The following is a 25,639-nucleotide window of genomic DNA, read 5'->3' on the forward strand; positions in this document are numbered from 1 at the left end:
CCGGCAACCAATCCGCGCATCGTCGTCATCGCGCCCCTCCCCGCTCGACCCGGCACTGCGGCGCCGCTGACCGCCGGGCCCACCACACCAACCACGCCAAGAAACTGAACGGGAGCACTCCCATGCCCGACTCGAACATCGCGAACGCGCAGAAGATCACGAGTGCGCCCACTGCGATCGTGTCCGCGAAGCCGGTCGTACTGTCGGCCCCTGGCCGCGGTGAGGACCTCCAGGTCCGCGTGTCCGCGCCCGTGACCGGCAGCGACCTGCCCATCATCGTCTTCTCGCACGGCTTCGGCTGGTCGATGGACGGCTACGCCCCGCTGGCGGACTTCTGGGCTGCCCGCGGCTTCGTGGTCCTGCAGCCCACCCATCTCGACTCAAGGATCCTCAACCTCCCTGCCGACGACCCCCGTACGTCGCGGATCTGGCGCTTCCGGATCGAGGACATCAAGCGCGTCCTCGACGAGCTTGATGTCCTGGAAGCTTCCGTGCCGGGCCTCAGTGGGCGCCTCGACCGCAGCCGCATCGCTGTGGCCGGCCACTCCTGGGGGGCCCAGACGGCGAGCGCGCTGCTGGGCGCGCGAGTTCTCGACTCCGACGGCGTTCCCGGGGAGGACATGTCCGACCGGCGTGTCAAGGCGGGCGTGCTGCTCGCCCTGACCGGCCGCGGCGGCGGCGACCTGACTCCATTCGCCGTCGAGAACCTCCCCTTCATGAACCCGTCCTTCGACGACATGACCACGCCGGCTCTCGTCGTCGCCGGGGACCATGACCAGTCCGCGCTGTCCACTCGGGGGCCGGACTGGTTCACCGACCCCTACTTCCTCAGCCCGGGAAGCAAGAGCCTGCTCACGCTGTTCGGGGCAGGGCACTCGCTCGGCGGCATCCCCGGGTACAACGTCGCGGAAACGACGGACGAGAGCCCCGATCGAGTCGCTCTGATCCAGCAGCTCACCTGGGCCTACCTGCGCAGCGCCCTCTACCCCGAGGACACCAGCTGGCAGGCGGCACGCTCCGCACTGGAGGAAGACCCTCACCCGCTGGGGAAGCTGCAGAGCAAGTAAGCGGGTCTCGCTGCCGCGCACTGCCTCCCGCAGCGCAGGGCGGGAGGCGGTGTGCGGCACAGCGACGGCCGCGATGAGCCCGCACAAGGCGCCGCGCATCCGGCGGGAAGCGCCGGACACCGCCCAGGCAGCAAGCTGAGTTGCAGTAAATCCAGGCCAGTCGGCTCTGCGAACTCACCGTTAGGGAGCCGTCGTCCCGCACGAGTTGTTTAACTGACTTGTTTGACTGACGCCCATGACCTCATCCGCATTTGAGACTGTCACCCCCGACCCGATCACCTACCTCGATCGGGTCGCCGCGACGGACCTGGGCCGCTCTTACAAGAGCCGCATGCTCGACGAACTCGAAATCGGTCCCGGACAGACGGTGCTCGACCTCGGCTGCGGCCCCGGCACCGATCTCAGCACACTTGCCGAGGCTGTCACCGCGACAGGCACGGTGATCGGCGTCGACCACGACCAGGACACGGTCGACGCCGCCAGGGACCGCACGGCCAAGCAGAGCGCCGTGACCGTCCGGCTCGGCGACGTCCATGATCTGCCACTGCCGGACCACACTGCCGACCGAGCCCGCACCGACCGGGTTCTGCAACACGTCGCCGACCCTGCTCAAGCGCTCCGCGAAGTCCGGCGCGTGCTCCGCCCCGGCGGACGGCTCGTCATGGGCGAACCGGACTGGAGCACCCTGACTGTCGACCATCCGGACAGCGGCCTGTCGCGCGCCTATACCCAGTACGTTACGGACGAGGTCGTCCGCAACGCTCGCATCGGCAGTCAGCTCGCTCGACTTGCAGCAGGTGCCGGATTCGCGGTGCCCGCGGTCATTACGGTCACACCCGTCTTCCGAGATGCCCAGGCCGCCGACAAGATACTTGGCCTGGAGCGCACCACACGCCGCGCCGTCGCCGCCGGATACCTCACCGAGGAAGCGGCACGACGCTGGCTGGACCACCTCGCAGGCGGCCCTTTCCTCGCAGCTGTGACGTTCTACATCGTCGTGGCCGAGTCGTAGCCGCAACCGAGCCGACACCAGACCGGAACCGACCCACCCGCGAGCACAGAGAGCAACCAACCCGCCTGCACTCACCGCGAACTCGCGTGCTGGTCGCGGTACCGGCCGCGCTCAGGCTTGCAAAGCGGACCGGCAGTCCATATGCTCAATCTATACGGACTGTCGGTCCGCTTTCATTCGGGTGCCCGCCACGAGGAACCGCCGCTACTGGATGTATCGAGCTTCTCGTGACGACAGGCCGTAATCCGACGGGCCGGGATCGCTGTGTCCTCGAGCAGAACGGAAGCCTTGATCATGACAATCCCCATGGCACCCGCGGAGCTGTACCGCCACGGACTGCAACTGCTGCTGGAGAAGAACATCCCCGCCTGGGTGGACCTGTGGGACGAGGACGGCGTCCTGGAGTTCCCCTTCGCACCCCAGGGCTGGCCCGAGCGGCTGGAGGGCCGGCAGGCCATCGCGGACTACATGCGCCACTACCCCGACCACGTCGACGTCCACGACTTCCCCGACGTGAAGATCCACCAGACCACCGTCCCCGAGACGATCGTGGTGGAGATGCGCGGGGTCGGCCGCCTGGTGGAGACCGACAGCCCCTTCGACATGACCTATATCGCCGTGGTCACGGTCAAGGACGGGCTCATCACCTCCTACCGCGACTACTGGAATCCCCTCGCCGTTCAGCAGCCCGGCGCCGACTTCGTAGGAGCGAACCGATGAACGCCACCAGCGCTACTTTGGTCATCGGGGCCAGCGGCACCACCGGCCGCCGTGTCGCCGCCGGGCTGATCGCCGAGCGCCACCGCGTCAAGGCCGCCTGCCGGAGCGCCACCCCGGTGGACGGCGCGCAGGCTGTCCGCTTCGACTGGAACGAGCCCGCGACCTGGGCCGAGGCCCTCGACGGCGTCGACCGCGTCTACCTCGTCCCGCCGATCGGCTCCTCGGACCCGGCCACGGTCATGCTGCCCTTCCTGCGCCAGGCCCGCGCGGCAGGCGTGCACCGCGCGGTACTGCTCAGCTCATCGGCGATCCCCGCGGGCGGTCCGGCGGTGGGACAGGTCCACCAGGTCTTGCCCGGCCTGTTCGAGCAGTGGGCGGTGCTGCGGCCCTCGTGGTTCATGCAGAACTTCACCGGCTCCACCCCCCACGCGCGCAGCATCCGCGAGGACGGCGCCATCCTGACGGCCTCGGGAGACGGCCGCGTCGGATTCGTCGACGCGGAGGACATCGCCGCCGTCGCCGTACGCGCCCTGACCGACGAACAGGCCCCCAACACCGACCTGGTACTCACCGGGCCGCAGACACTGAGCTACGACGACGTCGCCGCGACCATCACCGAGGTCACCGGTCGGCCCGTGGTGCACCGGCATCTGACCTTTGAACAGCTGCGCGACCGCTGGGCGGCCGAGATACCGCTGGAGTTCGCCACCATGCTGGCCGGCATGGACCGCGCCATCGCCGACGGGGCCGAGGACCGCACCTCGGACACCGTCCAGCGCCTCACCGGCCGCCCCCCGGGCACTTTCCGCGCCTTCGTCGAAAGGGAGGCGGCATGAAGCAGCTGATGTTCCATGACGATCCACCGTTCTGGTTCGAGACCCTGCGCAACCTCGGACTCGCCGCCTACGGCGGTTCGGACGTCGGCGAAGTCATCGCCACCGCCTCCCGCGTCACCGCCGGCGACTACGACGGCTGGCACGACGCCTGGCTGTCCACCGCCGAGCGTCTGGAGGCCGAGGCACGCGGGGGGCCATCCCATCAGCACACGCGACGGACTGCTGCGCGCCTCCAGCTACTACCGGGCGGCCGAATTCTTCCTCCACGGCAACCCCGGCGACCCGCGCATCGACCACGCCTACGAGCGCGGCGTCTCCTGCTTCCTCGACGCCATCGCCCACATACCCGGCGTCACGCCCGTCGAGATCCCCTACCAGGACACCGTGCTGCGCGGCTACTTCTACCGGGCGGCAGGCGAGGGCCCGAAGCCGGCACTGGTGATGCACAACGGATTCGACGGCGCCGCCGAGGAACTGCACTTCTTTGGCGCACTCGGCGGACAGGAACGCGGTTACCACGTCCTGACGTTCGACGGCCCCGGGCAGCCCGCGGCCATCCACCGGGACGGGCCGGCCTTCCGGCCGGACTGGGAGAACGTGGTCGGTCCCGTCCTGGACTTCCTCACCCAGGACCCGGGCGTCGATCCGGCCCGTATCGCGCTGCTCGGCGTCAGTCTCGGCGGCTACCTCGCGCCCCGCGCGGCCGCCTACGAGCCGCGCCTGGCAGCCGTCGTCGCCCTCGACGGTGTCTTCGACGCCGTCTCCGCTCTGACCGCGCACCTCCCGCTGCCGCACGAGGAAGCCGTCCGGCGCGCGGCAGCCGAGCACGACGAGGAAATGGACCGTACGATCGCCGACGCCCGCGCGCGGAGCCCGATCCTGCGCTGGGCCTTCGACCACGGCCGCTACGTCACGAGGACTTCGACAGACCGGGAGTTCCTGGCCGAGTACGCCCGCTACAGCTTCAAGGACGGGAGCGCGGGGAAGATCACCTGCCCTGTGCTGGTGTGCGAGGCGACCGACGACCTGTTCTACTCCGCCACCGAGGAATCCGATCCGCGCAAGCTGTACCGGCACCTCGCCGCACCGAAGACACTTGTGAGCTTCACCGAGGAAGAAGGAGGCGACGCCCACTGCCACCCGGGCGCCCTGCGTCTGGCGGTAGCGCGTATCTTCGACTGGCTCGACGACACGATCTGACGCGTTGCACGCCACGCAGACCGCTCGGCTGCCGCCCGTACTTGCGGGAAGCGCAGCCGGGCGCGAGCCACCACGCAAGCGAACCCACCGGACACCGCAAATCCGTTCCGGGGGCTCTGGACAGGCCGAAGACCAAGGAGGACCCGTGGCCCAGCACGCAGAGCGCACAGTACGCGCAGACGCCCTGCGCAACCGAGAAGCCGTTCTGGCTGCCGCCGACGCCCTCTTCGCCGCCAGCAGCAGCCCCCACAGCGTGTCGATGGATGACATCGCCGCGGCCGCGGGTGTGGGCAAAGGCACCCTCTTCCGCCGCTTCGGCGACCGTGCCGGCCTGATCGGCGCCGTGATCGCCTCCCGTCTCGAACCCCTGCAGCAAGCCGTGCGGGAAGCACAGGACGCGGCTGGGTCCTCACCGCGGCAGCGGGTCCTGGACCTCCTCGATGCCTCACTGCGCTTCAAGATCGAGAACCGGAACCTGATGTCGGCCGCGGAGGACGCCGGGCTCAGCAGCCCCTACCAGGCCGGGCACTACGACTGGTGGCACGAAATCCTTCGCGTGGCACTGGATCAGGTCCCCGGCGTCCACGACGCGGACTTCACCGCCCACGCCCTGCTGGCCGCCATCCGCGCCGACCTCGTGGCGCACTTGATCGACGATCAGAAGAGGACGCCCGAAGGCCTGCGGTCCTCGCTCGCGGCCTACATCGACAACGTCCTCGGCAACAGCTCCGATCCACTCGGCACGCGCAACGAGGCATGAGGGACCACTCCCCAGTTCATGGACGCGGCCGGCAGCCCATGGGACCGCCGGCGGTTCCTCCCCGCACGTACGTCGTCGAAGGCTGAGGGCCCCGGCGGGCGGCCTGGTTACAGCCCGAACATCGCCGACAGGGTGCTGGTGGCGAGGTCTTCAGGAGGTTCGTCCATGCCGAATCGCTGGTGGGGTTGACGCAGGCTGAGCACCGCGAGGCCGTGCAGGGTGGCCCAGATGGACCTGGCCATCAGCTCCGGCGACGGCTTCGCGGGAATGAGGGCGGTCGCCTGGGCGTCGACGACGGCCTGCAGGAGTACCTCGAAGGAGTCGTGACCGACCGGGGCGGCGCCCGGCCAGCTGCGGAACATGGTGACGAACAGGTCGGGATGGTCGTGCGCGAAGCGCACGTACGCCCCGGCCAGACGCAGCAGTCGCTCACGCACGTCAGCCGTGTCCGCCGATGCCCGCTCCAGGCTCGCGTGCAGTGTGGCGTAACCCTGCTCGGCAACCGCGGCCAGCAGCTCGTCCTTGCCGCTGAAGTGGCGGTAGGGCGCGGCGGTGCTCACGCCGGCCCGGCGGGCGACCTCGTTGAGGCTGAACTGCTCGTGCCCTCCTTCGGCGAGGATCTCCCGGGCCCCGTCGATCAGCGCCTGCCGCAATGCGCCGTGGTGGTAGGTCGTTCGTGTCACCTGCTGTCCTTCCTAGCCGGCCCCGCCGACCACAAGCACGCGGAAGCAGTAGGGGCGACTGCCGCCGATTCAATGTTAGTGATTCTAACATTGAATGCTATGTTAGAGGCGTTCACATTGGAGCGGCATGAGGACACGAGGAGTTCGGATGACTTCCATCGCAGCCCCCGCACCCGCCAAAGGGCCTTCCCGGCAGGGCCGTTCGCAGTGGAGTTGGGCCTGGGTGGCCCTCTCCTCACTGGCGATCACCGGCTACTTCGTGGGCCAGTACGCCCAAGGCACGCTCGACGCCCTGGCGCACCAGCACGTCGGGCTCGCGGACGACTACGCCTCCCGGGCGCTGCCGATCCGCGTAGCCTTCTACGTCCACATCGTGTCCGCCGGGCTGGCGCTGGCGCTGGGCCCGTGGCAGTTCTCCAAGCGACTGCGCAGCCGCCGCATACGGGTCCACCGCGGCGTCGGCCGCGCGTACCTTGCCGGCGTCGCGATCGGCTCGGTCTCCGCGTTCGTGATGTCGATGTTCAGCTCGGTGGGCCTGCTGGGCTTCTTCGGCTTCGGTTCACTGGCGGTGCTGTGGGGATGGACGGCATGGCGCGGCTACAAGGCCATCCGCGAGCGTGACATCCGCAGCCATCAGGCCTGGATGATCCGGAACTTCGCGCTCACCTACGCGGCGGTCACCCTGCGGTTGTGGTTCGGAGTGCTGATCTTCGCCCAGGTGCCCTTCGCGCACGGCGCGGACCCGTTCCCCGCCATCCTTACGCAGGCCTACGCCCCCCTGCCATTCCTGTGCTGGCTGCCCAACATCGTCATCGCCGAGTTCATGATCCGCCGCCGCGGCCTGTCGGCGCTGCACATCACGACGCCTCCCACGACCCGGCACCGCGAACCGTCCGTACAGGCCGCGGCCACCGGTGGATGACCTGACGCACGACCGCCAACCGGCCGGAGAGCCGACCGCTGTCGGCCGGCCCCGGCAAGCATCGCCCCGAACCACACAAGCCACATCCTCCAGGGGGCGGACGAAACCTGTCCTGACGCTCCGCAGGAGGAGGCTGTCCTCACAACACTGGGTAGAACGTGTGGTGGACGGCGTAGAGCAGGGCGAAGCTGAGGAGCGTCCCGTGGAGAGCCGTGATGACCAGCTGTACCCGCATGGCGAGGGCGAGGGTCACCAGATAGAACACGGCGGACCAGTGGACCTCCAGGGCCAGCCATGCCGCGTAGGCGAAGACCGGGACGCACACAAGGGCGAACACCACGCAACGTCCCACGAGTTCACGGCCGAGCTTCCTGCGCAGGACGGCGACGGACCGGTAGCCGCCTTTCCAGGACAGCGACGAACGCGTCAGCATGAGATTGGTGTTGTAGACCTTGAGGAAAGTGTCGGTACCTGTCCGCTCGTCGTAGCGCATGAGCGCCACATAGCCCTCCCTGCACACGAGCATGGTGGAGCCAGGTACGGCGGCGAGATTCCTGTGCATGCGGCGCTGGAACATGATCAGGTGCAGCTGGCCCTGCTGAACGACGACAAGGACCAGATTGACCGCGATCATGGCCACGATCGCCTTGGCCAAGACCTCCAGCCAGTGCATCATCGTCCGACCTCCTTTCCCTGCCGTCCCGTCCGTGCCGTCAGTACAGATCGATGTCGATGTCCACAACGAGGCCATCGAATGCATCGGACGTGAGCGTCCTCACCAGGCTGTCCGCGCGACCTGCCGCCACCGTGCCGATGGCGCCGGCCAGGATCCAGGCGACGATCGGCTTGACGCCGCCGCGGTGAGGCGGCGGATCCACCCGGCCCGCAAGGGCCAGGGCGGTCAGCGCGGGGCCGCCCCGCTTGGGATCACCGAGGTCGTCGAAGAGGTTGATCAGGCCGATCCCCGAGGGTTTGGCCGCCACCGCTCGGGCGAAGGCCTCGAAGCTGGGGCCGGAGCGTCGGCCGTGGGCCTGACGAGTTTCGAGGACCGAGCGGGCGAGCATGGGTGAGGTGAGGTACTGGAGATCGTCGAACCATCCGTCCGGCAAGGAAGGCGCCAGGGTTACGTGCCACAGCGCGACCGTCGCGACCTCCACGATGACCTGCTCCGGCAGCGGAGCGTCAGCGACCGGAGGTGCGGAGCGGGCGAGGTAGCGAGCGACCCCGCTGGCCAGGAGACGTCGCAGCACGTCCTTCCCCTCGTGACCATCGGTACGGCGGGGGCCGGCTGATATCTGGCCGTCCCTCAGGCTGTCCTCCAGAAGGTCGAGTTGGCACCGGGTCTCGCGAGCCTTGCGCGCTTCCCTGCGCCAGCCGTCGCGCCCCGGCGCCTCGAACTCGTCGGCGATCCGGGTGATCCAGGCTCGTAGTTCCACCAGTCCGAGCTCTCCCGGCGCCTGGTGGATGTGCATGTCACCGGCCACCTGATGCACGTGGCCGTGACCAGAGGCGCGCGCCCGCATGTCGACACGGTGGTCCGGACGCTGCGAATCCGACTGGTTCATGAGTCCCCCGCTGCCGGCTCGTTGACGCGCGCTGCACGGCGGGACGGGCTTGTTGCCCGAAGACCGTGTTGTCCCGGTCAGGTTGAGTAAGTTGAGTTCAGTCACCCTACCGACTCCGTACCCATACCATCCGATGTTTGGAAATCTGCAGCACTGCCCGTCTTGTTGGTGGTAGCGGCGCGACGGGGCATATGGTTCACGGCATCGCGCTCCGGGGCAGGGGTGCTCTGCGGACCGGGGGTGGCCATGGGCTCGTCACGACAGGCGCGGTGGGTGGCCGGGGTTGCCTCGAGCCTGGTGGCCTTCGGGCTCCTGCTCTGGCTGGGGCAGGCGGCACCGTTCGGCTGGCTGCCGGACGGCGAACCGGAGCGGTGGGCGGTGGTGGTGGCGTTCGCGACCCTCGGTGCGACCGCGGTCCTTGCGGCGATGGGCTGGTGGGCCGCACAGGCCCCCGCCGCGTCGCCTGCGTCGGGGCGCGAGGTCCGGCTCAGCGCGAAGGCGTCCGGCAGCGGCCGTGTCACCCAGACCGCGGGCAGCCACTACCGGACACCTTCGACCGGTAAGCCCACCACGGGAGGAGCGGCGCCACCTCTGCCCGAGCACGTCCGTATGAAGGCGACCGCCACCGAGGACGGCCGGATCGACCAGGCAGGAGGAGACCGGACCTGATGACGCCGGGGCAGGACGGGGCGGGGTACGGCGGGTCGCCTGCGGCTCCAAGGCGCTCCGGCCGTGCGGGACGGCGGGGACCGGCCGGGGCCTTGAGCGTGATCGGGGCCGGCTCACGTGACACGGCCACCGCCCCCGGTGCTGTGCGGTACCGGGGGCGGTGCGATCGTCTCCGACTGGGTCAGCCGCGCAGTTGCTCGTACGCCGACAGCGTCAGGAAGTCCTCGTAGTCCTCGTCCAGCGCCACCTTCAGCAACAGGTCGTGCGCCTGCTGCCAGTTGCCCGCCGTGAACGCCTCCTCGCCGATCTCCTCGCGGATCGCGGCCAGTTCCTCCGCCGCGACCTTGCGGGCCAGGTTCGCGGTGGCCGGCTCGCCGTTCTCGAAGACCACGCCCGCGTTGATCCACTGCCAGATCTGGGAGCGGGAGATCTCCGCGGTGGCCGCGTCCTCCATCAGGTTGAAGATCGCCACCGCTCCCATCCCGCGCAGCCACGCCTCGATGTAGCGGATGCCGACCTGGACGGCGTTGCGCAGGCCCTCGTACGTCGGCTTGGCGTGCAGTGAGTCGATGGCGATCAGGTCGCCGGCCGCCACCGAGACGTCCTCGCGCAGGCGGTCCTTCTGGTTGGGCTTGGAGCCCAGCACCGCGTCGAAGGAGGCCATCGCGATCGGCACCAGGTCCGGGTGGGCGACCCAGGAGCCGTCGAAGCCGTCGCCCGCCTCGCGGTCCTTGTCGGCCTTGACCTTCTCGAAGGCGACCTTGTTGACCTCGGCGTCGCGCCGGGAGGGAATGAACGCCGCCATGCCGCCGATCGCGTGGGCGCCGCGCTTGTGGCACGTACGGACCAGGAGTTCGGTGTACGCGCGCATGAAGGGCGCCGTCATCGTCACCGCGTTGCGGTCCGGGAGCACGAACTTCGCGCCGCCGTCACGGAAGTTCTTGACGATCGAGAAGAGGTAGTCCCAGCGGCCCGCGTTGAGGCCGGCCGCGTGGTCGCGGAGCTCGTAGAGGATCTCCTCCATCTCGTACGCCGCCGTGATCGTCTCGATCAGGACGGTCGCGCGGACGGTGCCCTGCGGGATGCCGATGTAGTCCTGGGCGAAGACGAAGACGTCGTTCCAGAGGCGGGCCTCCAGGTGCGACTCCGTCTTCGGGAGGTAGAAGTACGGGCCCTTGCCGAGGCCGATCAGGCGCTTGGCGTTGTGGAAGAAGTACAGGCCGAAGTCGACCAGCGAGCCGGGGACCGGGCGGCCCTCGAACTGGAGGTGGCGCTCGTCGAGGTGCCAGCCGCGTGGGCGCATCACCACGGTCGCGAGCTCCTCGTTCGGCCCCAGGGCGTACGACTTCCCGGACTTCGCGTCGGTGAAGTCGATCTTCCGCTCATAGGCGTCGATCAGATTGAGCTGGCCGAGGACGACGTTCTCCCAGGTGGGAGCTGACGCGTCCTCAAAGTCCGCGAGCCAGACCTTCGCGCCCGAGTTCAGCGCGTTGATGGTCATCTTGCGGTCGGTCGGACCGGTGATCTCCACCCGGCGGTCGTTGAGGGCCGCGGGTGCCGGGGCGACCTTCCAGGAGTCGTCCTCGCGGATCGCCGCGGTCTCCGGGAGAAAGTCCAGGGAGGAGGTACGGGCGATCTCGGCGCGGCGCTCGGAGCGGCGGGCGAGAAGCTCGTCGCGCCGCGGCGTGAACCGCTGGTGCAGCTCAGCCACGAAGGCGAGGGCCGCGTCGGTGAGCACCTCTTCCTGCCGGGGCAGGGGCTCGGCTTCGACGATGGCCAGCGGGGACGGCGCTGGTGCGGACATGAGCTGTCACTTCCTTCAGCGGGCGGCGCCTGGCGGCCGCCGGGCGTACAGGTGCGGCACTCGGTGCCGCAGGACCCGAGGCATGGTCGCGGGCGCCGTCTGTGGACTTGGGCGCTTCTGACCAGTGGATAGTAGTTTCCTCATGGTGGAAGTTCAATGGTTTGTTGATGTCGAGATTCTCCGACTCGACAGACCATGTCTCCGAGTGCCACGCCGTTCACTCAAGGTGCGCCAGATCCTGTTCCGTGTCGATGTCGTACGCCTCGGCTATGTCGCCGCACTCGACGAGTGCGAGCGAAGCCTCGTGCTCCTTGAGATAGGCGCGCGCCCCACGGTCGCCGACCGCGCCCGCCGCGATGTCCCTCCAGCGGTGAGCGCCGAAGAGGACCGGATGGCCGCGCTCTCCTTCGTACGCCGCGGCCGCGAGCGAATCCCGGGAGCGGTACGCGGACCGGACGCGGGCCACCGCCGCGGCGCCGATCCCCGGCTGGTCCACCAGCGAGACGAGAGCGGCGTCCGCCGCCGTGGCAGCCGACGCCAGGGACTCCAGGCCCGCGCGCAGCGAGGAGCCCATGCCCTCCTCCCAGCCTGGGTTGTCGACCAGTACGCAGCCGGACAGATCGGCCTCCTGCCGTACGCGATCGGCCGCCGCGCCCAGCACCACATGCACCGGTCCGCAGCCGCCCTCGCGCAGCACCCGCACCGCGTGCTCGACCAGCGGCCGGCCCCGGTGCTCGAGCAGCGCCTTCGGGCGCCCGCCGAGCCGTCGTCCGCCGCCCGCCGCGAGCAGCAGTCCGGCGACGACCGGTTCCTTCGGTGGTTGTGCCATAAGGACTCCTTACCTCATATGCCCTTGAAGTGCCGAACCGGTGGCGATCCGTCGGCAAGGCCTGCAACCGCCCGGGTCACACGGATCGTCCGATCTGGAGAGAGCGAGGCGACCTTGGATAAGGTGCACCTCCAATACTGAGGTTCGCCATGGGGGACGAGAGTCGATGAGTGGGCGCGCACACCAGGGAACGGTCTTCCAGCCACTGGGCGAAGAGGATCCGCAGCACGTCGCCGGATACAAGTTGGCCGCCCGGCTCGGAGCCGGCGGCATGGGCAAGGTATATCTGTCGTACACGCCCGGCGGCCGCCCCATCGCCATCAAGGTGATCCGGCCAGACTTCGCCCAAGACGCCGAATTCCGCCGCCGCTTCGCGCAGGAGGTGCAGGCCGCGCAGCGCGTGCAGGGCCTCTACACCGCTCCGGTCATCGACGCCGATCCGGAGGCCAAGCAGCCCTGGCTCGCCACGGCTTACGTCCCCGGGCCCTCCCTCGCCGACGCGGTCAGTGTCCACGGCAAACTGCCGGTGGACACCGTGCTGTTGCTGGTCGCCGGGATCGCCGAGGCGCTGTATGTCATCCACGGCGCGGGAATCGTCCACCGCGACCTCAAGCCGGCCAACGTCCTGCTCTCCTCTGACGGGCCGCGCGTCATCGACTTCGGCATCGCCCGGGCCGCCGACGCCACTTCGCTCACCAGCAGCGGCGTCACCATCGGCACGCCGTCCTTCATGGCACCGGAGCAGGCGGCCGGCAGCCATGTCACTCCGGCCACCGACATCTTCGCGCTCGGGCAGGTCGCGGCGTACGCGGCCACCGGCAGCCCGGCGTTCGGCGAGGGCACCTCGCACGGGGTGCTCTACCGGATCGTGCACGAGGAGCCGGACCTCACCGAACTGCCGGAGCAGCTGCGGGAGTTGGTGACGCGCTGCCTGGCGAAGGACCCGGAGGCGCGGCCGTCGGTCGCCGATCTCCTCGCCATCTGCCAGTCCGCCAACGCGGAAACGGTGCTGCGGCGGCCCGAGGAGTGGCTGCCGGGGGCGGTGGTCGCGGAGATCAGCACGCGCAAGGCGGCGCCCGCGCCACCGGTGACGCCGCCGGCCGGACAGGCCCCGGCTCCGGTGCAGCCGCCCACGCAGACCGCTGCTCAGTCTCCGGCCGCGGCTCCCGTCCAGCCTCCGCACTACTCGCCCACGCAGCCCGCGTCCCAGGCCCAGATGCACGCGCCCGCTCCGGGGATGCCCGCGCCGGTTCCGCCGCCCACCACGGCCTCCGCCCCGGCGACCCCGCCGCCCGGCTTCGGCCCGCCGCCCCAGACGCCGGCCTATGCGTACCCGCACGCCGCTCCGCACGCGCAGACGGCACCCCAGTACCTCCGGCCACCGCAGCCATACATGACGGTCTCCGGGCCCGTCGCACCCCTGGCGCCGAAGAAGAACGGCCGAACCCTGGCCATGGCCGTCGTCGCCACACTGGTGCTCGGCGCGCTCGTCGGCGGTGGCGTGTACCTCGCCCTGTCGGGCAAGGGCGACGACAAGGACAACCAGTCGCAGGGCCAGGACAAGGCCGGTATCTCGCCGGACGCGAGCGGGGACTCCGCCACCGACACCCCGGGCGGAGACCGGTCCTCCAAGCCCGCCGAACCGGTCGCGGACCCGCCGCCCAAGACGTACAACGGCCTCAATGTGACGGACGATTACGGTGTCAGCCTCGGCGACGATCCGGTCAAGCCGATCGAGGGGGACAGCGCCAACACGATCGACTTCGAGCACGAGTACTACCTCGGCACGATCGAGGCCAAGAACGGAAAACTGGTCCTGCTGAGCACCGGCCAGAGCGCCGACCTGGCGACCTGCCGCAGCGAGACCCGGTTTGCCACTCTGCTCAAGGTCGAGAACCTGTCGAAGGGCGCGAAGTTCTGTGTGCTGAGTGAGACGGGGAACGTGGGCCTGGTGACTTTCCAGGGGAGGTCGCCCGAAGGGGATCCCAGCCACTACATCACCCTTGATGTGACGGTCTGGCGCGGTGCGATCGACTCCGTACAGCCCTCGTACTGATTCGGTCCGCGGAGTGGCGCCCAGCGCGGCGGATGGCGTTAACTTGCCCGCGACCCCGGGCGGCTGACCGACGACCGGCGGGTTGCCGAGTCGGCACAAAGGTGTGCGAGGGGGAGAGCTTTGTTGCGGAGCGTGGGGCAGACGCGGGTGACAGGGAGCGGCGAGGACTCGAGGGCGGCGGAGCTGCGTGCTGCCGTCTCCCGGCTCCGCCGTGAACTCGCCGGTCACCCGGCGGAGTTCCCCGACCGGGGCATCGCGGAGGACGAACTGGCCGCGCTGGCGGCGATGGTGGCGGCCGGCGACCCCGAAATCCGGCGGATGCGCCGCTCGCTGCTGCTGATCGCGGGCGCGATCGGCTCGGTGAGCGCGCTCGGGCCGGCGCTGTTGGTGCTGCGAAACGCGGTGGACCTGTTCGGCGAGGTGCCGCCGCAGCGGGGGGTTTGACGGCGCCGGGGGGTTTGACGGCGCGGGGGGTTTGACGGCCGGGTGATGTGCCGTCGGGCGGGCCGCCCGGCGGCCGGTTCGTCCGGTCACCGGCGCGGAACGGCCTCCTGCTTCAGCGGGTTCAGCCCTGTGCGGACGGGTTCGCCAGCGCCGCCGAGAGGTCCTGGGCGACCTCCTGGAGGATCGGGACGATCTTCTCGGTTGCCGCATCGGTGACCCGGCCCGCCGGGCCCGAGATCGAAACCGCCGCCGCCGTGGGGGAGTTGGGCACCGAGACGGCGAGGCAGCGGACCCCGATCTCCTGCTCGTTGTCGTCCACCGCGTAGCCGGCGCGACGCACCTCTTCGAGCGCGTCGAGGAAGCCCTCGGGCGTCGTGATCGTCTTCTCCGTGGCGGCCGGCATTCCGGTCCTGGCGAGCAGCGCCCGCACCTCGTCCGGCGGGGTGTGTGCGAGCAGCGCCTTGCCCACGCCCGTGGAGTGCGGCAGCACGCGCCGGCCGACCTCGGTGAACATCCGCATGGAGTGCTTTGACGGCACCTGCGCCACGTACACGATCTCGTCGCCGTCGAGCAGCGCCATGTTCGCCGTCTCGCCGGTCTCCTCGACCAGGCGGGCGAGGTAGGGCCGGGCCCAGGTGCCGAGCAGCCGGGACGCGGACTCGCCGAGGCGGATCAGCCGGGGGCCGAGCGCGTAGCGGCGATTGGGCTGCTGGCGTACGTAACCGCAGTCCACCAGCGTGCGCATCAGCCGGTGGATCGTGGGCAGCGGCAGGCCGCTGCTGGCGGAGAGCTCGCTCAGCCCGACCTCGCCACCGGCGTCGGCCATTCTTTCGAGCAGGTCGAAGGCGCGCTCCAAGGACTGCACGCCACCGCTGGGAGCGGTCTTGGCGGCGTCGGTGGCGCTGGCGCTGGACGTCGGCACGTGTGCGGTCCTTTCAGGCAGGCAGGCAAGTAAGCAGCTTACCGGGCGGCTGCGGGCGGCACAGTGCTCCAGTAAAGGCGTCAGTGCCGGTCAGGGCGCGTTTGTCCGTCTGTTCACGGTGCCCCCGACGGTCTCTCGAAGGGCTCCTTGTTCAAAGCTACCTTCTGCCTCTCGAAATTCCAGTTTCACTCCGTGGAAATATCCAGGCGCGATCAGCGGGGGCGGGCCGTCCCGGAGGGGGCTTGACGGGCCGGACTGTGGAGTGAAGACTTCTTCAACAGTTCGTTGAATTTTGCGGTGTGGATCCGCGTACATAGCGGAAGTGAGGGGCACGGGTGTCCGATGTGGACGTGAACCTGGTACTGCGCTCGACACGCGTGATCACCCTGGAGGGGACGCGCGCCGCAGCCGTCGCCGTCGCCGGCGGAAAGATCACGGCGGTGTGGCCGTACGACGCCGAGGTGCCGGCCGGGGCCCGGCTCGAGGACTTCGGGGACGATGTCGTACTACCCGGACTCGTCGACACCCATGTCCATGTGAACGACCCCGGCCGCACCGAGTGGGAGGGCTTTTGGACCGCCACCCGCGCCGCTGCGGCCGGGGGCATCACCACCCTGCTCGACATGCCCCTCAACTCCCTCCCGCCGACCACCACGGTCGGCAACCTCCGCATCAAGCAGGAGGTGGCGCGGCCCAAGGCGCACGTCGACACCGGCTTCTGGGGCGGCGCGATCCCGTCCAATGTGAAGGACCTGCGGCCGCTGTACGACGCCGGAGTCCTCGGCTTCAAGTGCTTCCTCTCGCCGTCCGGCGTCGAGGAGTTCCCCGAGCTCGACCAGGAGCAGCTCGCCCGCTCGATGGCCGAGATCGCCGGCTTCGGCGGACTGCTGATCGTGCACGCCGAGGACCCGCACCACCTGGCCGCGGCGCCTCAGGAGCCAGGGCCGAAGTACGCCGACTTCCTCGCGTCCCGGCCGCGCGACGCCGAGAACACCGCGATCGAGGGCCTGATCGCGCACGCCAGGCGCCTGGGCGCCCGTGTGCACGTACTGCATCTGTCCTCCTCCGACGCACTGCCGCTGATCGCGGTCGCCAAGCGCGAGGGCGTCCGGATCACTGTCGAGTCCTGTCCGCACTTCCTTACCCTCACGGCCGAGGAAGTCCCGGACGGGGCAACGGAGTTCAAGTGCTGCCCGCCGATCCGCGAGGCCGAGAACCAGGACGCCCTCTGGGAAGGCCTTGCCGACGGCATCATCGACTGCATCGTCTCCGACCACTCGCCCTGCACCACCGACCTGAAAACCCCCGACTTCGCCTCCGCCTGGGGCGGCATCTCCTCCCTCCAGCTGGGCCTGCCCGCGATCTGGACCGAGGCCCGCAAGCGCGGCCACACCCTCGAAGACGTCGTGCGCTGGATGTCCGCGGCCCCCGCGCGGCTCGCCGGACTGGACCAGAAGGGCGCCATCGAAGCCGGCCGCGACGCCGACTTCGCGGTCCTCGCGCCCGACGAGACCTTCACGGTCGACCCGGCCGGACTCCTCCACCGCAACCAGGTGACGGCGTACGCGGGCAAGACCTTGCAAGGAGTCGTCAGGTCGACGTGGTTGCGCGGCGAACGCATCGTGGAGAACGGCACCCTGGCCGAGCCGACCGGCCGACTGCTCGAAAGGAACAACTGACCGTGTCCATCCCTTCCTTCACCGGTGACGCCGACCCATTCGGGGGCGGCGACCCGTACGCCGACTACCGCACGGCCGACTTTCCGTTCGTCCACTACGCCGACCTCGCCGACCGGCGGCTCGGCGCGGCCGTCATCGCCGCCAACGACGAGTTCTTCGCCGAGCGCGAGAACATGCTGAAGCCCGGGCCCGCTGAGTTCGACCCGGAGCGCTTCGGCCACAAGGGCAAGATCATGGACGGCTGGGAGACCCGCCGTCGCCGCGGCGTCAGCGCCGCGCGGCCGCACCCGACCGAGGACGACCACGACTGGGCGCTCGTACGGCTCGGCGCGCCCGGTGTCGTACGCGGCATCGTCGTCGACACCGCCCACTTCCGCGGCAACTACCCGCAGGCGGTGTCGGTCGAGGCGGCCTCGGTGCCAGGATCGCCGTCGCCCGAGGACCTGCTCGGCGGCGACGTGAAGTGGACGACGCTCGTACGCCGTACGGCCATCGGCGGCCACGCGGCGAACGGCTTCGCGGTCGACGTCGAGCAGCGCTTCACGCATCTGCGTGTCAACCAGCACCCCGACGGCGGCATCGCCCGCCTGCGGGTCTACGGCGAGGTCGCGCCCGACCCGGCGTGGCTCGCCGCGCTCGGCACCTTCGACGTCGTCGCGCTGGAGAACGGAGGCCAGGTCGAGGACGCCTCCGACCGCTTCTACTCCCCGGCCACCAACACCATCCAGCCGGGCCGCTCCCGCCAGATGGACGACGGCTGGGAGACGCGCCGTCGCCGGGACAAGGGCAACGACTGGATCCGCTACCAGCTGGTGGAACAGTCCGCGATCCGCGCGGTGGAGATCGACACGGCGTATCTGAAGGGGAACAGCGCGGGCTGGGCGGCGGTTTCGCTCCGCGACGGTGAGAAGGGGGAGTGGGTGGAGGTCCTGCCGCGTACCCGGCTGCAGCCGGACACGAATCACCGCTTTGTGCTGGACGCGCCGGCGGTGGGTACGCGGGTCCGGGTGGACATCTATCCGGATGGCGGCATTTCGCGGTTGCGGCTCTTCGGGTCTCTGACGGCGGAGGGCGCGAGTCGCCTGGCGGCGCGCCACCAGGAGCTGGGCGGCTGACCGGGGCTTTCCCCACCCCGCCCCTTCCCTGAACCGGGGCTCCGCCCCAGACCCCGCGCCTCAATCGCCGGCGGGGCTGGTTTTGGGGCTCTGCCCGGGCCCGCGCGCCTCAGTCGCGGGCGGGGTTGGGTTTTGGGGCTCGGCCCCAGATCCCGCGCCTCAATCGCCGGCGGGGCTTGGTTTTGGGGCTCTGCCCGAGTCCGGCGCCTCAGTCGTCGGCGGGGCTGGTTTTGGGGTGCCCGGGCCCGGCGCCTCAATCGCCGGCGGGGCTGGAATTTCCCGCCGGTCGACGTGAAATCTTCAGGCCGACCGGCGGGAAATCAAGCCCGTTGGGGGTCCACCGGACGATGTCTGGGGAGATTGAGGACAAACGCCCACAGGGCGTACCGGGTCTGGGCGGAGCCCCAGCGTTATGCCGCGTGCCCGCCGTCCACCGACAGTTCCGCGCCCGTCACATACGCCGCCTCGTCGCTCGCCAAATACGCCACCATGGAGGCGACTTCGTCCGGGCTGCCGAAGCGGCCCAGCGCCGTTCCCGCCTTCTGCGGCTCGGCGTACGGGCCGTCCGCCGGGTTCATCGCCGTGTCGATCGGGCCGGGGTGGACCAGGTTCGCCGTGATTCCGCGGCTGCCCAGCTCCCGGGCCAGCGCCTTGGTCAGGCCCGTCAGCGCGGCCTTGCTCATCGCGTAGAGCGTGCCACCCGGGCCCGGTACGTACTTCGTCATGCAGCTGCCGATGGAGACGATCCGCCCGCCGCGACCCATCCGCGCTGCGGCCGCCTGCGAGACGAGGAACACCGCCCGCACATTCACGTCGAGCACCTCGTCCACATCGGCCTGCGCGAGGCTTTCGACCGGACCGAGCCGCCCGATGCCCGCGTTGTTGACCAGGATGTCGATGCTTCCGAGGCGATCCACGACCTGGCCGACGACCGTGCTTGCCGCCTCCGCGTCCGCCGCGTCCGAGCGCAGCGCGAGCCCCCGCCGCCCCGCCGCCTCGATCTTGCGGACCACCTCCTCGGCGGCCTCCTCGTCCCGCACATAGGTGATCGCCACATCGAAGCCCTCCCGCGACGCCAGCCGCAGCGCGATCGCCGCCCCTATGCCGCGGCTGCCACCGGTCACCAAAGCCGTCCTGGACATCCGTACCCCTTATGTCGGTAGTGGTTACGACTTCAAGGGAAGCGGCCCAGCCTCCTCGGGTCTGGCGGCAAACGGACGTTGAATCCGCGTGTGACCCTTCAGCAAGAACTGTGAGGCCGGGAAGTTGCCCGGGGCGGCGACAAGCCGGGCCCGGTCGGCGGGCTCTTCTCCACCCACGGGGGCCGGCACGCCCGCCGACCGATGAATTCACGGCGCGGGCCGGGTCTGAGCTGATGGACGGACCGAATAACGCACCTCGACACCGAACGCCAACACCGCGCTCCGAAGCGCTCCCGAAAGCAGGCACCTGCCATGGCACAGCTCTCCATCACCACTTTTGTCACGCTCGACGGCGTGATGCAGGCCCCCGGCGGTCCGAACGAGGACACCAGCGACGGCTTCGACCTGGGCGGCTGGTCCGTACCGTACGGGGACGACGACTTCGGCCGGTTCATGAACGAGGTCTTCGAACGGGCCGGCGCCTTCCTGCTCGGCCGCCGTACCTACGAGATCTTCGCCGGCTACTGGCCCAAGGTGACCGACCCCGCCGACCCGATCGCGTCGCCGCTCAACACCCTGCCGAAGTACGTCGCGTCGACCACGCTCGACAAGGCCGACTGGGAGGGCACCACTGTCATCGGCGGTGACCTCGTCAAGGAGGTCACCGCGATCAAGGAGCGCACGGACGGGGAGCTGCAGATCCACGGCAGCAGCCGTCTCGCCCAGTCCCTCATGCAGCACGACCTGATTGACACGCTCAACCTGCTCGTCTTCCCCGTCGTACTGGGGAAGGGCCGCCGTCTCTTCGCGGAAGGCGCGGTTCCGACCGCGTTCCGGCATGCCGCATCGCGAACGACGGGCGCCGGCGTGGCCATCCACACGTATGAGTTGGAGGGCCGCCCCCAATACGGCACGTACGAACTCGACGAAAGCGCGTAGCGGCCGAACACCTCGGCGTGCTCGGCCTGTTGGGTACGACTCTGGTGCCGGCAGGGGCGACGCGAGGCGGAAGGGTGGCCGACCCGACCGCTTGCCGGGTTCGTGCGCCGTGCGCTCACCGACGTACATGATGACGCACGTCGCGGAACGCGCCCTCGAAACGCGCAAGAGCGCGGCCTCCGAGCGGCTCACCTCCCTCGCCGACCGTCAACCGGGGGGCGGTCGCGGTGGCGCCGTCGCCAGTCCAGTGCCGAGATCGCCGCGATCCTCCATATGAGCGTGCCGACCGGGAAGGCGCATGGCTCCCGCATCCTGGCCAAGCTGGACCTCAACAGCCGTGTCCAGATCGCTCTGTTGACGCACGACGCGGGCCTGCTGGACGAGGACGAGCCGACGTAGTCGACGTACGCTGGCGTGATGAAAACCGTCGATCTGGGCGAGTACGGAGCGGATTTCACCGCGAACCCATATCCGTACTACGCGCGGCTGCGCGAGTCGGGGCCCCTGCACGAAGTGCGCATGGCGGGCGGCGAGCGGTTCTGGCTCATCGTCGGTCACGAGGAGGCGCGGGCCGCGCTCGCCGACCCGCGGCTGTCCAAATCACCCGCCACGGTTGGTGCGATGATGCTCGACGAGCAGGTTGTCGGACCGAATCTTCTGGTCCTGGACCCTCCCGATCACACCAGGCTGCGTAAGTTGGTGGCCCGCGAATTCACGGGGCGGCGGGTGGAAAGTATGCGTCCTCGCATCCAGCAGATCACCGACGAGCTGCTCGACGCGATGCTCCCGGCGGGGCACGGCGATCTGGTCGACGCGCTGGCCTTCCCGCTGCCGATCATCGTCATCTGCGAGCTGCTCGGTATCCCGGCCGCCGACCGCGACGCGTTCCGCAAGTGGTCCAACGAGGTAGTGGCCCCGACCGGAGCGGGGGCCGAGGCGGACGCCGTCCATGGACTGGCCGCGTACCTTGACGATCTCATCGAGCACAAGCGCTGTGCCGGTTCCACCGACGATCTGCTGTCCGCCCTCATCCGCACCCGCGCGGAGGACGACGACCGGCTCTCGGCCGCCGAACTGCGCGCCCTCGCTTATCTGCTGCTGATCGCGGGCCATGAGACGACAGTCAATCTGATCTCCAACGGTGTACGGGCCTTGCTTACCCACCCCTCTCAACTGGCCGCTCTGCGCGCCGACTTCGGACTACTGGACGGAGCGGTCGAGGAGATGCTGCGCTACGACGGCCCCGTGGAGACCGGCACGGTACGCTTCGCCGCCGAAGCTGTGCCTGTCGGCGACAGGTTTATCCCGGCCGGTGCGACTGTGCTGGTCGGCCTCGCCGCGGGCGACCGCGATCCTTCCCGCTTCCCGGCCCCGGACAGCTTTGACATCCGGCGGGACACCCGGGGCCATCTCGCCTTCGGGCACGGCATCCACTTCTGTCTCGGTGCGCCGCTCGCCCGCATGGAAAGCCGTATCGCCGTCCGCACCCTGCTGGAACGCTGCCCGGACCTCGCCCTCGACCCGTCCGGGGGGCCGCTCGACTGGCTGCCGGGGCTGCTGATGCGCGGCGTGCGCCATCTCCCGGTGAGCTGGTAGCCCCGAGCTCTACCTCCGAACCTGCCGACCACCTTCACCGATCCGCCAAGGAGCCCCACCATGCCCGGACTTGACCTCGACCTGGCCCGGAAGGTCCTCGACAGCCAGCCGTTCAGCCGTCTGCTGGGGGCGCGGATCACCGCGTTCGGCAATGGACAGGCCGTGCTCGAAGTCGACGTCCGCGAGGAACTGCACCAGCAGAACGGGTATCTGCACGGGGGAGTGATCGCCTACGCGGCCGACAACGCGATCACCTTCGCGGCCGGTACCACGCTCGGTCCCGCCGTGCTGACCGGCGGGTTCTCCGTCCAGTACATCCGCCCGGCGACCGGCTTGACCCTGGTGGCCCGGGCGGCCGTCGTTCACAGCGGGCGTCGGCAGGCCGTCGTGCGGTGCGATCTGTTCATCGTGAACGCCGACGGCGACGAGACGCTCTGCGCCGTCGCGCAGGGCACCGTACTGTCCGCGCAACAGTCCTGAGAGTGCGCCGGGCGGCGGGCCACCGCGATTCGGGCCGGGATCTCAGTGCGCCGGGATCTCCTCCAGCCGGACCGGCCGGTGCTCCCGGCGGGACAGTTCGCACGCCTCCGCGATCCGCAGGGCCGTCAGCGCCTCGCGCCCGTCGCACGGGTTCTCCGCCTCGCCCTGCACCACCCGGATGAAGGTGTCCAGCTCCGCCTCGTACGCGGGGGCGAACCGTTCCAGGAACCCGGGCCATGGCTTGGTGGCCGGCGGCGGGCCATGCGGCTCGGTCGAGGTGATCGGCGTACGGTCGTCCAGGCCGACCGCGACCTGGTCGAGCTCGCCGGCCAATTCCATCCGTACGTCGTAACCCGCGCCGTTGCACCGGGTGGCCGTCGCCGTGGCCAGCGTGCCGTCGTCCAGCGTGAGCAGCGCGGCCGCCGTGTCGACGTCGCCGGCGTCGCGGAACATCGCCGGGCCCGCGTCCGAGCCGGTCGCGTACACCTCGACCACCTCGCGACCGGTCACCCACCGCAGGATGTCGAAGTCATGGACCAGGCAGTCCCGGTACAGGCCGCCGGAGAGCGGCAGATACGCGGCGGGCGGCGGGGTCGGGTCGGAGGTGATGGCCCGTACGGTGTGCAGCCGGCCGAGCGCACCCGACCGTACGATCTCCCGGGCCTTCGCGTATCCCGTGTCGAACCGGCGCATGAAGCCCAGCTGGAGCAGTGTGCCCGCCGACTCGACCTCGCGCAGCGCGCCGAGCGTGCCCGGCAGATCGAGGGCGATCGGCTTCTCGCAGAAGGCGGGGAGCCCTGCGCGGGCGGCGCGGGCGATGAGATCGGCGTGGGCGGCGGTGGCCGAGGCGATCACCACGGCGTCGACGCCCCAGGCGAAGATCTCGTCCGCGCTGGGCGCGGCCGTGGACCCGGTGCGCTCGGCGACCTCGGCCGCCCGCGCCCGGTCGGCGTCCGCCACGACCAGCGAACCCACCTCCCGGTGGCGGCTGAGCACGCCCGCGTGAAAGGTGCCGATACGTCCCGTTCCGATGAGTCCGATGCGCATGGCCCAAAGGTGGCTGGGGGGCCGTCTTCCTGTCAAGACTTTGTCCTGACAACCGAACTTCACGTCTTCCCGTCAACATTCCCTGCGACTACGCTCGCTCCGTGCCCAAGCACCCCAGACACGTGACGGACCCGTCTCTGTCTCTCCAGCTGAGTGTGGACCGGACCAGTCCGGTTCCGCTCTACTTCCAGCTGTCGCAACAGCTGGAAGCGGCCATCGAGAGAGGGACCCTCACCCCCGGCAGCCTGCTCGGCAACGAGATCGAGCTGGCGGGCAGGCTCGGCCTGTCCCGCCCGACCGTCCGCCAGGCCATCCAGTCCCTCGTCGACAAGGGCCTGCTGGTCCGCCGCCGGGGCGTAGGCACCCAGGTCGTGCACAGCCAGGTCAAGCGTCCCCTTGAGCTCAGCAGCCTGTACGACGATCTCGAGGCGGCCGGTCAGCGGCCGGCGACCATCGTGCTGCGCAACGCCATCGAGCCGGCGAGCGCGGAGGTCGCGGCCGCCCTCGGGGTGGTGGAGGGCGGCAACGTTCAGCTCGTCGAGCGGTTGCGGTACGCCCACGGCGAGCCGATGGCCATGCTGCGCAACCATTTGCCCGCCGGCCTCTTCGACTGCGACACCGAACGTCTCGAGGCCACCGGCCTGTACCGCATGATGCGGGCCGCGGGGATCACCCTGCACAGCGCCCGCCAGTCGGTGGGGGCGCGGGCCGCGACCTCCCTGGAGGCCGAGCTGCTCACCGAGCAGACCGGCGCTCCGGTGCTGACGATGGAGCGCGTCACGTTCGACGACACCGGCCGCGCGGTCGAGTTCGGCTCGCACCTCTACCGCGCCTCGCGCTACGCCTTCGAGTTCCAGCTCCTTGTCCGGCCATGACCCCGGGCCCGGGGAGGGCCGGAGGGCCGGAGGGCCGCGCAAGGTCACGTAAGAATGTCCTTTGCGTAAGAATGTTCGGACAAAGTCTTGACGGGGTCGCCTGACCGCCGTAAAAACTCACCCAGCCGCAACCGGGCGGCCGGGAGAGAAGGCGGATCCACCATGCGTACTACCCGCAAGGCAGCAGCCCTGCTCGCCGCATGTGCCCTGGTCGTCGTCGCCGGATGCAGCAGTTCCGGCGGCAAGGAGGCAAAGGACCGCCCCTCCAAGGGCGGCGGCGGTGAGGCCGCCACCACCCAACGGCTGAAGATCGCGATGGTGACGCACTCCGGCGAGGGCGACACCTTCTGGGACATCGTGCAGAGCGGCGCCAAGGTCGCGGCCCGCAAGGACAACGTCGAGTTCCTCTACGCCGCCAACAAGGAAGGCAAGGAACAGGCCCAGCTCATCCAGACCTACATCGACCAGAAGGTCAACGGCATCATCGTCACCCTCGCCAAGCCGGAAGCAGTCAAGGACGTCGTCAAGAAGGCCGCCGCGGCCGGCATACCCGTCGTCACGATCAACTCCGGCGCCGAGTTCTCCAAGGAGGTCGGCGCACTCAGCCACATCGGCCAGGACGAGACCGTGGCCGGCGAGGCGGTCGGCGAGGAGCTCAACAAGCGCGGCAAGAAGAAGGCCATCTGCGTCATCCACGAGCAGGGCAATGTCTCGCTCGAAGCCCGCTGCGCCGGCGTGAAGAAGACCTTCGAGGGGACCGTCGAGAACCTCAATGTCGAGGGCACCAACATGCCCGCGTCCACTTCCTCCATCGAGGCGAAGCTGCAGAGCGCCAAGGACATCGACGCCGTCGTCACGCTCGGCGCACCCTTCGCCGCCGCATCCGTCAAGGCCAAGGGAGGCGCGGGCTCCAGCGCCGAGGTCAACACCTTCGACCTCAACGCCGAGGTGGTCAAGCAGCTCAAGGCCGGCGAGATCGGCTTCGCCGTGGACCAGCAGCCCTACCTCCAGGGCTACCTCGCCATCGACGAGCTCTGGCTCAACAAGACCAACGGCAATGTGATCGGCGGCGGCAAGCCGATCCTCACCGGCCCGGCCCTCGTCACCGAGAAGGACGTGCCCGCGCTGGAGAAGCTCACCGCCGAAGGCACCCGATGACGTACCCCGCCCACCCGGTGCCCACCCGCCGACCTGCTGTGACACATACTTGGGCGGCCGGGGCGAGTCCTCACGACCCCCGGCCGCAGCGGGAAGTACAGCGGGTACGGCAAGAAGGG

Annotated in this window: 25 protein-coding genes and 1 pseudogene; 18 read left to right on the top strand and 8 right to left on the bottom strand. The window is 69.7% G+C overall.

Going from position 1 to position 25,639, the window contains the following annotated elements; all coding sequences use genetic code 11:
* Positions 1–122 precede the first annotated feature (122 nt).
* The 6 genes from J7E87_RS07495 (at position 123) to J7E87_RS07520 (ending at position 5,595) form a co-directional block, all read left to right on the top strand.
* A complete protein-coding gene (locus J7E87_RS07495) occupies positions 123–1,067 on the top strand; it encodes an alpha/beta fold hydrolase (RefSeq protein WP_215091173.1) in 945 nt (314 codons plus the stop codon).
* Positions 1,068–1,302: 235 nt separating this feature from the next.
* Entirely contained in the window at positions 1,303–2,079 is a 777-nt protein-coding gene (locus tag J7E87_RS07500) for a methyltransferase domain-containing protein (RefSeq protein WP_215091175.1), read from the top strand.
* Positions 2,080–2,373: 294 nt separating this feature from the next.
* Positions 2,374–2,799 carry a nuclear transport factor 2 family protein gene (locus J7E87_RS07505; protein WP_215091177.1) on the top strand — a complete coding sequence of 142 codons (426 nt, stop codon included), beginning with the start codon at positions 2,374–2,376 and terminating at the stop codon, positions 2,797–2,799.
* On the top strand, positions 2,796–3,635 hold the full coding sequence (locus J7E87_RS07510) for an NAD(P)H-binding protein (RefSeq protein ID WP_215091179.1): 840 nt from the start codon (positions 2,796–2,798) through the stop codon (positions 3,633–3,635). Before J7E87_RS07505 ends, J7E87_RS07510 begins: the two co-directional genes overlap by 4 nt.
* Positions 3,636–3,650: 15 nt before the next feature.
* Entirely contained in the window at positions 3,651–4,835 is a 1,185-nt protein-coding gene (locus J7E87_RS07515; protein ID WP_251017033.1) for a S9 family peptidase, read from the top strand.
* A gap of 145 nt (positions 4,836–4,980) precedes the next feature.
* The gene (locus J7E87_RS07520) at positions 4,981–5,595 is read left to right on the top strand and encodes a TetR/AcrR family transcriptional regulator (protein WP_215091181.1); all 615 of its coding nucleotides are present in this window, start codon (positions 4,981–4,983) and stop codon (positions 5,593–5,595) included.
* A gap of 107 nt (positions 5,596–5,702) precedes the next feature.
* On the opposite strand, the gene J7E87_RS07525 is transcribed toward J7E87_RS07520, so the two are convergent.
* The gene (locus tag J7E87_RS07525) at positions 5,703–6,278 is read right to left on the bottom strand and encodes a TetR/AcrR family transcriptional regulator (RefSeq protein ID WP_215091183.1); all 576 of its coding nucleotides are present in this window, start codon (positions 6,276–6,278) and stop codon (positions 5,703–5,705) included.
* 148 nt (positions 6,279–6,426) lie between these two features.
* Here J7E87_RS07525 and J7E87_RS07530 point away from each other — a divergent pair, with 148 nt between their 5' ends.
* Positions 6,427–7,200, top strand: a complete 774-nt coding sequence (locus J7E87_RS07530; protein ID WP_215091185.1) for a DUF2306 domain-containing protein — start codon at positions 6,427–6,429, stop codon at positions 7,198–7,200.
* Between the two features lie 139 nt (positions 7,201–7,339).
* Here J7E87_RS07530 and J7E87_RS07535 read toward each other — a convergent pair whose 3' ends face one another.
* Entirely contained in the window at positions 7,340–7,876 is a 537-nt protein-coding gene (locus J7E87_RS07535; RefSeq protein WP_215091187.1) for a hypothetical protein, read from the bottom strand.
* A gap of 37 nt (positions 7,877–7,913) precedes the next feature.
* Entirely contained in the window at positions 7,914–8,672 is a 759-nt protein-coding gene (locus J7E87_RS07540; RefSeq protein ID WP_215091189.1) for a hypothetical protein, read from the bottom strand.
* 339 nt (positions 8,673–9,011) lie between these two features.
* Between J7E87_RS07540 and J7E87_RS07545 the strand changes: the two genes are divergently transcribed.
* A complete protein-coding gene (locus J7E87_RS07545) occupies positions 9,012–9,434 on the top strand; it encodes a hypothetical protein (protein WP_215091191.1) in 423 nt (140 codons plus the stop codon).
* Positions 9,435–9,615: 181 nt separating this feature from the next.
* On the opposite strand, the gene aceB is transcribed toward J7E87_RS07545, so the two are convergent.
* Complete coding sequence (aceB, locus tag J7E87_RS07550; protein WP_215091193.1) at positions 9,616–11,238, bottom strand: malate synthase A; 1,623 nt, start codon at positions 11,236–11,238, stop codon at positions 9,616–9,618.
* Between the two features lie 217 nt (positions 11,239–11,455).
* The gene (locus J7E87_RS07555) at positions 11,456–12,067 is read right to left on the bottom strand and encodes an NTP transferase domain-containing protein (protein WP_215091195.1); all 612 of its coding nucleotides are present in this window, start codon (positions 12,065–12,067) and stop codon (positions 11,456–11,458) included.
* 166 nt (positions 12,068–12,233) lie between these two features.
* Here J7E87_RS07555 and J7E87_RS07560 point away from each other — a divergent pair, with 166 nt between their 5' ends.
* A complete protein-coding gene (locus J7E87_RS07560; RefSeq protein WP_215091197.1) occupies positions 12,234–14,123 on the top strand; it encodes a serine/threonine-protein kinase in 1,890 nt (629 codons plus the stop codon).
* A gap of 120 nt (positions 14,124–14,243) precedes the next feature.
* Positions 14,244–14,567 (top strand): DUF5955 family protein, encoded by a 324-nt coding sequence (locus J7E87_RS07565; RefSeq protein WP_215091199.1) that lies wholly within the window; start codon positions 14,244–14,246, stop codon positions 14,565–14,567.
* 121 nt (positions 14,568–14,688) lie between these two features.
* Here the strand turns inward: J7E87_RS07565 and J7E87_RS07570 are convergent, their stop codons facing one another.
* Positions 14,689–15,489 carry an IclR family transcriptional regulator gene (locus J7E87_RS07570; protein ID WP_215091201.1) on the bottom strand — a complete coding sequence of 267 codons (801 nt, stop codon included), beginning with the start codon at positions 15,487–15,489 and terminating at the stop codon, positions 14,689–14,691.
* A gap of 335 nt (positions 15,490–15,824) precedes the next feature.
* On the opposite strand from J7E87_RS07570, the gene allB reads away from it, so the two are divergent.
* Together allB and alc are read left to right on the top strand one after the other, a co-directional pair.
* Positions 15,825–17,168: an allantoinase AllB gene (allB, locus tag J7E87_RS07575; RefSeq protein ID WP_215091203.1), complete on the top strand. Its 1,344-nt coding sequence runs from the start codon at positions 15,825–15,827 to the stop codon at positions 17,166–17,168.
* A complete protein-coding gene (gene alc, locus J7E87_RS07580) occupies positions 17,165–18,283 on the top strand; it encodes an allantoicase (RefSeq protein WP_215091325.1) in 1,119 nt (372 codons plus the stop codon). Before allB ends, alc begins: the two co-directional genes overlap by 4 nt.
* Positions 18,284–18,693: 410 nt before the next feature.
* On the opposite strand, the gene J7E87_RS07585 is transcribed toward alc, so the two are convergent.
* Positions 18,694–19,425, bottom strand: a complete 732-nt coding sequence (locus J7E87_RS07585) for a 3-oxoacyl-ACP reductase family protein (RefSeq protein ID WP_215091205.1) — start codon at positions 19,423–19,425, stop codon at positions 18,694–18,696.
* Between the two features lie 312 nt (positions 19,426–19,737).
* Here J7E87_RS07585 and J7E87_RS07590 point away from each other — a divergent pair, with 312 nt between their 5' ends.
* The 4 genes and pseudogenes from J7E87_RS07590 (at position 19,738) to J7E87_RS07605 (ending at position 22,440) form a co-directional block, all read left to right on the top strand.
* A complete protein-coding gene (locus tag J7E87_RS07590; protein ID WP_215091207.1) occupies positions 19,738–20,364 on the top strand; it encodes a dihydrofolate reductase family protein in 627 nt (208 codons plus the stop codon).
* A gap of 240 nt (positions 20,365–20,604) precedes the next feature.
* Positions 20,605–20,763: pseudogene (locus J7E87_RS34910) on the top strand (LuxR C-terminal-related transcriptional regulator); the annotation flags it as partial.
* An 18-nt stretch (positions 20,764–20,781) separates the two neighbouring features.
* Entirely contained in the window at positions 20,782–21,960 is a 1,179-nt protein-coding gene (locus J7E87_RS07600) for a cytochrome P450 (protein WP_215091208.1), read from the top strand.
* Between the two features lie 60 nt (positions 21,961–22,020).
* Positions 22,021–22,440 carry a PaaI family thioesterase gene (locus J7E87_RS07605; RefSeq protein ID WP_215091210.1) on the top strand — a complete coding sequence of 140 codons (420 nt, stop codon included), beginning with the start codon at positions 22,021–22,023 and terminating at the stop codon, positions 22,438–22,440.
* A 42-nt stretch (positions 22,441–22,482) separates the two neighbouring features.
* Here the strand turns inward: J7E87_RS07605 and J7E87_RS07610 are convergent, their stop codons facing one another.
* Entirely contained in the window at positions 22,483–23,487 is a 1,005-nt protein-coding gene (locus J7E87_RS07610) for a Gfo/Idh/MocA family oxidoreductase (protein ID WP_215091212.1), read from the bottom strand.
* Between the two features lie 155 nt (positions 23,488–23,642).
* Between J7E87_RS07610 and J7E87_RS07615 the strand changes: the two genes are divergently transcribed.
* Entirely contained in the window at positions 23,643–24,362 is a 720-nt protein-coding gene (locus J7E87_RS07615) for a GntR family transcriptional regulator (protein ID WP_308312876.1), read from the top strand.
* A gap of 162 nt (positions 24,363–24,524) precedes the next feature.
* Positions 24,525–25,520: a sugar ABC transporter substrate-binding protein gene (locus J7E87_RS07620; RefSeq protein WP_215091214.1), complete on the top strand. Its 996-nt coding sequence runs from the start codon at positions 24,525–24,527 to the stop codon at positions 25,518–25,520.
* The last annotated feature ends 119 nt before the right edge of the window (positions 25,521–25,639 follow it).

It is taken from the genome of Streptomyces sp. ISL-1 (assembly GCF_018614585.1).
GTDB classification, from domain to species: Bacteria; Actinomycetota; Actinomycetes; order Streptomycetales; family Streptomycetaceae; genus Streptomyces; species Streptomyces maoxianensis.

Coding starts and splice junctions, on each gene's coding strand:
- J7E87_RS07495 (WP_215091173.1), top strand. CDS start 123: ATGCCCGACTCGAACATCGCGAACGCGCAGAAGATCACGAGTGCGCCC.
- J7E87_RS07500 (WP_215091175.1), top strand. CDS start 1,303: ATGACCTCATCCGCATTTGAGACTGTCACCCCCGACCCGATCACCTAC.
- J7E87_RS07505 (WP_215091177.1), top strand. CDS start 2,374: ATGACAATCCCCATGGCACCCGCGGAGCTGTACCGCCACGGACTGCAA.
- J7E87_RS07510 (WP_215091179.1), top strand. CDS start 2,796: ATGAACGCCACCAGCGCTACTTTGGTCATCGGGGCCAGCGGCACCACC.
- J7E87_RS07515 (WP_251017033.1), top strand. CDS start 3,651: ATGACGATCCACCGTTCTGGTTCGAGACCCTGCGCAACCTCGGACTCG.
- J7E87_RS07530 (WP_215091185.1), top strand. CDS start 6,427: ATGACTTCCATCGCAGCCCCCGCACCCGCCAAAGGGCCTTCCCGGCAG.
- J7E87_RS07535 (WP_215091187.1), bottom strand. CDS start 7,876: ATGATGCACTGGCTGGAGGTCTTGGCCAAGGCGATCGTGGCCATGATC.
- J7E87_RS07540 (WP_215091189.1), bottom strand. CDS start 8,672: ATGCACATCCACCAGGCGCCGGGAGAGCTCGGACTGGTGGAACTACGA.
- J7E87_RS07545 (WP_215091191.1), top strand. CDS start 9,012: ATGGGCTCGTCACGACAGGCGCGGTGGGTGGCCGGGGTTGCCTCGAGC.
- aceB (WP_215091193.1), bottom strand. CDS start 11,238: ATGTCCGCACCAGCGCCGTCCCCGCTGGCCATCGTCGAAGCCGAGCCC.
- J7E87_RS07555 (WP_215091195.1), bottom strand. CDS start 12,067: ATGGCACAACCACCGAAGGAACCGGTCGTCGCCGGACTGCTGCTCGCG.
- J7E87_RS07560 (WP_215091197.1), top strand. CDS start 12,234: ATGAGTGGGCGCGCACACCAGGGAACGGTCTTCCAGCCACTGGGCGAA.
- J7E87_RS07585 (WP_215091205.1), bottom strand. CDS start 19,425: ATGTCCAGGACGGCTTTGGTGACCGGTGGCAGCCGCGGCATAGGGGCG.
- J7E87_RS07590 (WP_215091207.1), top strand. CDS start 19,738: ATGGCACAGCTCTCCATCACCACTTTTGTCACGCTCGACGGCGTGATG.
- J7E87_RS07600 (WP_215091208.1), top strand. CDS start 20,782: ATGAAAACCGTCGATCTGGGCGAGTACGGAGCGGATTTCACCGCGAAC.
- J7E87_RS07605 (WP_215091210.1), top strand. CDS start 22,021: ATGCCCGGACTTGACCTCGACCTGGCCCGGAAGGTCCTCGACAGCCAG.
- J7E87_RS07610 (WP_215091212.1), bottom strand. CDS start 23,487: ATGCGCATCGGACTCATCGGAACGGGACGTATCGGCACCTTTCACGCG.
- J7E87_RS07620 (WP_215091214.1), top strand. CDS start 24,525: ATGCGTACTACCCGCAAGGCAGCAGCCCTGCTCGCCGCATGTGCCCTG.